Here is a 6828-nt window from a genome sequence, read left to right on the forward strand (position 1 = left end):
ATCTAAGGCATACTCATGCAACTCTAATGTTGAAACAAGGTATTCATCCGAAGATTGTAAGTGAACGTTTAGGACATAAAAGAGTAGGCATCACATTAGACACCTACTCACATGTCGTACCAGGACTTCAAGAAACTGCGGTGGACCAATTTGCAAACGAATTGTTCGGAAATAAAACCGTTCGTTAGAAGTTTCGATTTTTCAATGAAATTACCACCTGAAAAAATACAAAATAAAACAATTGTAAAGGGAGCGAAAAACATGAAAGAAATCAAGTCTGAAAAGGAATTGAAAGACATTATCGCAAGCGAGGAGCCAGTAGTAGTTAAGTTCTTCACTACATGGTTCCCAGATTGTGTACGGGTGAAGTAGTCAGTTTTATGCATGAGTATACATCGTTAACAAACGTTATAATATAAGGGTTTAGAGGACATATCAGCGACCATTTACCTCTTACCATTACTAAGAAGTATTCGTTTAGTTTGCATTTTTGTTTGCAATCCTGTTTGCAAACTTGTTAGCACTTTTTTATATTTCTTCTACTAAAAACCTCCATTGTATTTCTTCTATTACTCATCACTCTCACTGCCATTATGACGCAAATCATCAATTAAATTATGGGATTTTAAAAATTTCATAATATAATATCCTTATTTGGAGTATTTTATCTGAACTCCCTAATAAATAAAAACATTATTACCTATGTTTATGGCTACGTAATAAATTCTTTTTTCGTTTTGGAGATACTTCAAAATCTTAACTTGATGGTGATGTGGCGCTGCCCCAAGAAGGGACTCGCTTTTCGCGATCCCCTTCCACTGTGCTTTATAAGCTCAAAGTCGAGCATATCTTTTTAGAAGTCCAATTTATCCAATAAAAAAAGCACTCATTAAAGAGTACTTTTAAACGCATTATCAATAAAATGATATCTAAAATAAATAATTACTTTAATGAATAAGTACAAGAATTACCATTATTCACAAGGCGTAACCTATTATTATCTCTTATCATTTTAACAGTAGTTTTTTCTTCTTCACTGCTTTCTGTTGTTTTTCCATTAATCTTAAGATCAGTAAGTTTTACTTGGAATTCATCCTCAAATATTCTTGTATATTGTAACTCCGCAGTTTTCTTATCTCCTTCTTTAGTGAGTCCTTTCCATACCATCTTATCTTTCCCTGAAAACACGATTGTAGATGGACATTTTGTATTAGCCTTGTCTATCAATTCCCAGGTACCATTAAACCTATACCCATTTTTACTAGATTCATTATTATTTCCACATGCACTTAAGATTAAAATATAACCAACTGATATAGCAATTAGTTTCTTTTTCATAATACGCCTCCAAATATAAATTTGTACCAATTATGAAAATAACTATTCACTTAAGAACATATTATTATATTTATTCTTCCATTTATCTATTTATTCCCCTATATAGTTTGTCCATAGTGGACAACGTCCTATAAGAAACTCTATTTATTTTTAACGAAACTAACAGAAATATGATCAAAAATTAGTTTCCAAACCCATTACTTAAAAACAAAGTACTATAACAAGCATTAGATACTGTCTATATAACATCCTTAACGTACGAAATTGTTCACTGTTTATTCAAACTACAGTGAACAAAAAAATGAACCTAAACAATCTTATTCTTCAAGACTTTAGGACAACTTATTTTCGAAAAGGTACAATACCACATTTTAAAACAAAAAATAGTTATATATTGGAATTCCCATCATATATCTGTCTTATGCTCTATATAGGAGGGACTGTTGAAAAATGGGGAATAATCACTTTCATAATGTGTTTACTGTGAAACAAGAACATTTGGGACAAGTTCTTAAATTAAAGAAATTCTTTGAAGAATTGGATATGGATTTTAATGATTTCACTGATCCTCGCACTCTAGTCAACGTGCTAGAATCAAATCGTGATATAAACTTTTTGAAGTCGTCACAGGAAGCAATCATCGGAGGAGAAGCACTTCAAATTTCAGAATTGATTGAGAAAATTAGTAATCTGATTATTAAAGATATTTTAGCATTTCCTACTTATCATTGGGGAGAAAGTATAAACCAAGATATTGTAAGTCAGGTGACCGATGCTATTACTAACATGTTTATTAATTTAAATAAGCAAGATGCTGAACCATGGATCTTCTGGTATAACACTGGAAGTGTTTTTCCAAGATATACTTATAATATTTTAATCGCTATAGATACTCAGGACAAAGACTATCTTACAGACGTTTTAGCCATTAGTTTTGATGTTTTGGTTGTAAAAAAAACTAAACAGGAAGTTTGTTCTTTCACAGTTAATGATAGTGCACAATGCCTTATAATGATGAAACATATGCTTGTTGGGATTAAATTTGAAGATGTTTATCCCTCGTAACCCCCACCCCTCTACTTATAAATAGAGGGGCGGTTTTTTTTTGCTACACTCTTATATATTTTGAATCACATAGACCTTCATATATATAGCTCTTCCTGGAATGGATGGTAAATGCTCTAATCCGGACTGATCAATTACAACTTCTGACGCTGTAGGTGTAGGCAAACGGAATCCCAACTTAGCATTGGCCATTTGTTTTACAACTCTCGGTAATGTATCACCAGTTGGATATTGTGTACAAAAGACGATGCGGAAACCAAGTGCTCCCCCAACTCGTGCGATATGACTGAGCATATATTGACATTTCTCTAACATTTGGTTTTGTCCTCTTGGTAACCCTTTTGAAGGCGCAAGTACTGCTCCTTCGTCTACTACAATGAAATACCGGTCTTTTTCTTTTGTATGGACAATGTTCTTGATTCCTCGTTCTTTCATATATTTACCATGCTCACTCATCTTCTCCATAACTTTTATCAGCATAGCATGAGCTTGTTCAGGTGTTTCCGCAATGGATTCGACTTGTTGTAATTTCTTGTATTCGCTAAATTCTAGCCCTTCTTCCTTCAAATCGATGAGATAGAAATGAGCATGATTCGGATTCGCTGATGATAAGGAAGCAAAAGTTGTTGAGGATGCAAAATTACTTGAGTCTGGGGCAAGAAGTTATATAACCCAATATGATGACGGACTTGTGCATGTAGAAAAAATGTATAATGAAATTAGAGCTTCAACTTCTGATGTTTCAGGAATTGTTAAAAATACCGGTTGGAAAGAAGCAAGAATCAATCGTATTAAAGAACATCTTTTATGAAAGAACATGATCTTGATCGAGGATTAGATAGGTTTGACCCTGATTTTGGAATTGCAAGAGCTTGGCAACGGTTAGAAAAAGGTATTCATCATGAAAATGACATAGAATTACCTAAACATGAATACTTTGAATCTCGATTTGAAGGAATTTTTAAAACTAATTATAGAACAGCGCATGATAGAACAGTTGATTCTGGAAGACCATGGGAGTCCCCAGAAACTGAACCTATGGTACCTTTTGATGAGCATTTAAAAATTCCTCTTGATAAAGCATTTGATTAAGGAGTGTTAAAAACAATGGGAAGATATCCAACAATTGTAGTAACTAAAGAAAATGAAGATAAAGAAAGTGTAATTTATAGTTTTGGCCCACATATTGAATCTTGTAAGAATTATCCAGATCGTTATAGCAGATGGAATTTTAAAGTTTTAAAGAATGAAACTAACCCCGATGAAGCATTTGTTTTACTAGATGATATACCGGAGAAACATATTTCTCTGTTGTATAAATGTGTTCATAAAGTATATACTCATGTACTAGAAAATGGTGGTATAGAAAATATGAATAACATTGACTTTCCGGAAAATTTTGAGTTTATCGTGTAATATTTATAATCATTAAACATTTGGCATAATAATTCTAAGAAACCGACTCTTTAATAGGAATCGGTTTCTTTTTCATGCCGTTGCTAGGTTAATAGACGTTTACATAGGCTTCGTTTGCAGTAACATAGTATGTTTTGCCCTTACTGTTGTGTACTTTGTATTGTGGTGAACCATTAATAGTTACCTTTGCATCGATTATAAATACTATACCCACCTCTACTATTTAAGCCATATCTAATCTCTTTATCTATCATTTCATTCCTGGCAAAGCCCTTTCTCTCATTATGAACTCTCCCCCACCGACTGAAGACTGTAAAAACACACATGTTATAAAAAGGAATTTTCCAAGGAAAACATAGCCAATTATTGCTATAATTAAATTCGCAATATTTTCCCAGGAGTGTTCCTATGAAGAACATTAGGATAATAGACATACATACTAGGCACTCCCCTTCCTTAATACGTTCATAGAAATATAGAAAGGGTTTATGCGATGGGACAATTTCAAAGTAATTTTCAAGAGGCACAACAAATCGCTACGCAGATGAGAGCAGCTTCGAATACGATCCAAAGTGCGATAAATCGTTCTATAACAAAGGCGACGCGTACTACGCTATCTGTTAATTCCAAAGCACAAGAAGCGAACCAACAAGCTTTAGATTTAACGAAACATTTTTGTGCCGCCTTTCAACAAGCGGTCGATAATATTCATTCGGTAGCCAAAGAGTTCGAGAGAATGGATAACGAACTTCACAACACTTTTCGCTAATGTGACAACCTACGTAAAGGTAAAACGGTAGGAGGAAAAAAATGAGTCAAGATATCGAAAAACAAATCAATCAATTAAATCAAAAGTAAGTCATAGAAGATTTATTGAAAATGGAATTGTTACAGGGAAACCAAATCAAGTTCCAAAAAAGTAAAAGGAGAATTATATGGATTTAATAGATTTTAAGGACAAAGGTCTTAAGTATGATTGGAAAACTATTTATACTGGTGTAAATAAAAAATATTTTGAACCGAATGTCATTTCTGTTTATGCGGTGGAACTAATGGAAGCTGGTGATGATGATGCTTTTGTTAATGAACTAGCTTGGGGAATAGATTCTAATGATTTAGATAAAATTTTGTTTGAAATTAAAGATTCCTATTTTCCTAATTTAGAAGAAAATAGTGAAGAATTACAGAATGAGAATAGGAAACCAAGATTTGTTTACTTATCTAAGTTAAAAGAAAAGATTACTGATGAAGATGAACTATTAAATAGAATTGCAGAGTTTTATGATAGACATGATTATCCTGAAGATATGACAAGTTTTATTACTTATATGCCCCAAGATACCCCAACTACGAAGAAAGATTTACTAAATAGGTTTTATAAATTTTTAGATTCAGAGAAAAAATTTATTGACTAACTATTTTGCTAGATTCTGAGGGCAAGAAAAGAACTTTTTGAAGAACAAGTCTTCTTTAGGATTGGATATTTCAATGAACCATGTTACCTGGCTTGGAGTAAGTGAAGAGAAAGTTACAAATGGACAATAATAGTAGACATTGGTCCCGATCCTGAAACGGGCAAAAGACGCCAGAAATGGTTTTCAGGATATAAAACGAAAAAAGAAGCACAAACCGATATGGCTAAAAGAATCGTAGAAATAGAAGAAGGCTCGTATATCGAGCCCACAAAAATGAGAGTACGTGAATTCTTTATTCAATATCTTGAAGCTAGGAAGATAAATCTTAGAGAAACCACGTACTATAACTCTAGTAAACATATTAATAATCGTAATATACCAAAACTCAGTAACATTCCAATGCAAAAATTAAAGGGTATAGATCTTGAAAAATTTTATAGTGATCTATCAGAAAGTATGAAGCCCACTACGGTACGAAGTATACATCAGATTATTCGTACTGCCCTTTCTTATGCAATGAGACATAAAATTGTTTAAAAAAATGTTGCGGATGTTGTAAGTCCACCTAAAGGGGTAGAAAAAACAGTAAACACTTGGTCTGAGGAAGATGTACTGCGTTTTTTAAAAAATGCTCAGGATAGTCGTTATTATGTAGCTTATCTTCTTGCAATCACTTGTGGAATGCGTAAAGGTGAAATACTAGGTCTACAATGGAAAGACATTGATTTTGAAAGAAGAACATCATGAACGAATAAATGTAGAAAAAGAACGGCACGGAAGTGAATATAACGACYATGATTTAGTCTGCCCTACCATTAACGGAAATCCTTGCAATTTCAGAAGTTTGACACAGCTCTGGAAAAAGCTTATAAAGAAAAGTGAGGTTCCTGATATTCGGTTCCAWGATCTAAGGCATAYTCATGCAACTCTAATGTTGAAACAAGGTATTCATCCGAAGATTGTAAGTGAACGTTTAGAACATAAAAGAGTAGGCATCACATTAAACACCTACTCACATGTCGTACCAGGACTTCAAGAAACTGCGGTGGACCAATTTGCAAACGAATTGTTCGGAAATAAAACCGTTCGTTAGAAATTCGTTAGAAGTTTCGATTTTTTAATGAAATTACCACCTAAAAAAATACAAAATAAAACAATTGTAAAGGGAGCGAAAAACATGAAAGAAATCAAGTCTGAAAAGGAATTCAAGGACATTATCGCAAGCGAGGAGCCGGTAGTAGTTAAGTTCTTCACTACATGGTGCCCAGATTGTGTACGTATGGACAACTTTATCGGAGATGTAATGGAAGAGTTCCAGAAATTCGAATGGTATTCTATTAATAAAGATGAGTTCCCAAGTATTGCAGAAGAGTATCAAGTAATGGGAATTCCTAGCTTATTAGTGTATCAAAATGGTGAAAAACTTGGTCATTTACATAGTGCGAACGCAAAAACAGAAGAGCAAGTTACTGAGTTTTTAGAAGCATACTAAAATAGAAGAAGTGCCTCTGAAATATATTCTTTCAGAGGCACTTTTTCTATTTTAATGATTTTCTTTCGTAATTACTTAGTCATTTCTTCAGAAGTGTAATAG

Annotated in this window: 9 protein-coding genes and 5 pseudogenes; 11 read left to right on the top strand and 3 right to left on the bottom strand. The window is 33.3% G+C overall.

The annotated features are described in order from the left end of the window. The coding region (locus tag AC1DIT_RS26455; RefSeq protein ID WP_476998529.1) for a tyrosine-type recombinase/integrase at positions 1 to 188 on the top strand (188 nt) is incomplete at its 5' end. A 16-nt stretch (positions 189 to 204) separates the two neighbouring features. Then, positions 205 to 366: pseudogene (locus tag AC1DIT_RS26460) on the top strand (thioredoxin); the annotation flags it as partial. 576 nt (positions 367 to 942) lie between these two features. Here the strand turns inward: AC1DIT_RS26460 and AC1DIT_RS26465 are convergent. Further along, the gene (locus AC1DIT_RS26465; protein WP_016132791.1) at positions 943 to 1338 is read right to left on the bottom strand and encodes a hypothetical protein; all 396 of its coding nucleotides are present in this window, start codon (positions 1336 to 1338) and stop codon (positions 943 to 945) included. Between the two features lie 450 nt (positions 1339 to 1788). On the opposite strand from AC1DIT_RS26465, the gene AC1DIT_RS26470 reads away from it, so the two are divergent. Continuing rightward, complete coding sequence (locus AC1DIT_RS26470; protein ID WP_016114769.1) at positions 1789 to 2403, top strand: hypothetical protein; 615 nt, start codon at positions 1789 to 1791, stop codon at positions 2401 to 2403. A 51-nt stretch (positions 2404 to 2454) separates the two neighbouring features. Here the strand turns inward: AC1DIT_RS26470 and AC1DIT_RS26475 are convergent. Next, a pseudogene (locus AC1DIT_RS26475) lies at positions 2455 to 3024 on the bottom strand (FtsK/SpoIIIE domain-containing protein); the annotation flags it as partial. A 186-nt stretch (positions 3025 to 3210) separates the two neighbouring features. Here AC1DIT_RS26475 and AC1DIT_RS26480 point away from each other — a divergent pair. Further along, complete coding sequence (locus AC1DIT_RS26480; protein ID WP_016114767.1) at positions 3211 to 3495, top strand: hypothetical protein; 285 nt, start codon at positions 3211 to 3213, stop codon at positions 3493 to 3495. A gap of 15 nt (positions 3496 to 3510) precedes the next feature. Continuing rightward, entirely contained in the window at positions 3511 to 3819 is a 309-nt protein-coding gene (locus AC1DIT_RS26485; RefSeq protein ID WP_016114766.1) for a hypothetical protein, read from the top strand. Between the two features lie 88 nt (positions 3820 to 3907). Here AC1DIT_RS26485 and AC1DIT_RS26490 read toward each other — a convergent pair. Beyond that, positions 3908 to 4024, bottom strand: a pseudogene (locus tag AC1DIT_RS26490) (N-acetylmuramoyl-L-alanine amidase); the annotation flags it as partial. Positions 4025 to 4312: 288 nt separating this feature from the next. Here AC1DIT_RS26490 and AC1DIT_RS26495 point away from each other — a divergent pair. The 6 genes and pseudogenes from AC1DIT_RS26495 (at position 4313) to AC1DIT_RS26520 (ending at position 6726) form a co-directional block, all read left to right on the top strand. Next, positions 4313 to 4588 (top strand): TIGR04197 family type VII secretion effector, encoded by a 276-nt coding sequence (locus AC1DIT_RS26495; protein WP_016114765.1) that lies wholly within the window; start codon positions 4313 to 4315, stop codon positions 4586 to 4588. Positions 4589 to 4754: 166 nt separating this feature from the next. Then, positions 4755 to 5234 carry a DUF2247 family protein gene (locus AC1DIT_RS26500; RefSeq protein ID WP_016114764.1) on the top strand — a complete coding sequence of 160 codons (480 nt, stop codon included), beginning with the start codon at positions 4755 to 4757 and terminating at the stop codon, positions 5232 to 5234. 138 nt (positions 5235 to 5372) lie between these two features. Then, positions 5373 to 5429: pseudogene (locus AC1DIT_RS26505) on the top strand (hypothetical protein); the annotation flags it as partial. Positions 5430 to 5453: 24 nt separating this feature from the next. Next, positions 5454 to 5771 carry an N-terminal phage integrase SAM-like domain-containing protein gene (locus AC1DIT_RS26510; protein WP_016114763.1) on the top strand — a complete coding sequence of 106 codons (318 nt, stop codon included), beginning with the start codon at positions 5454 to 5456 and terminating at the stop codon, positions 5769 to 5771. Between the two features lie 75 nt (positions 5772 to 5846). Then, positions 5847 to 6327, top strand: a pseudogene (locus tag AC1DIT_RS26515) (site-specific integrase). Positions 6328 to 6411: 84 nt separating this feature from the next. Beyond that, complete coding sequence (locus AC1DIT_RS26520; RefSeq protein WP_016114761.1) at positions 6412 to 6726, top strand: thioredoxin family protein; 315 nt, start codon at positions 6412 to 6414, stop codon at positions 6724 to 6726. Positions 6727 to 6828: the final 102 nt, after the last annotated feature.

The organism is Bacillus sp. 05T22, assembly GCF_056396765.1.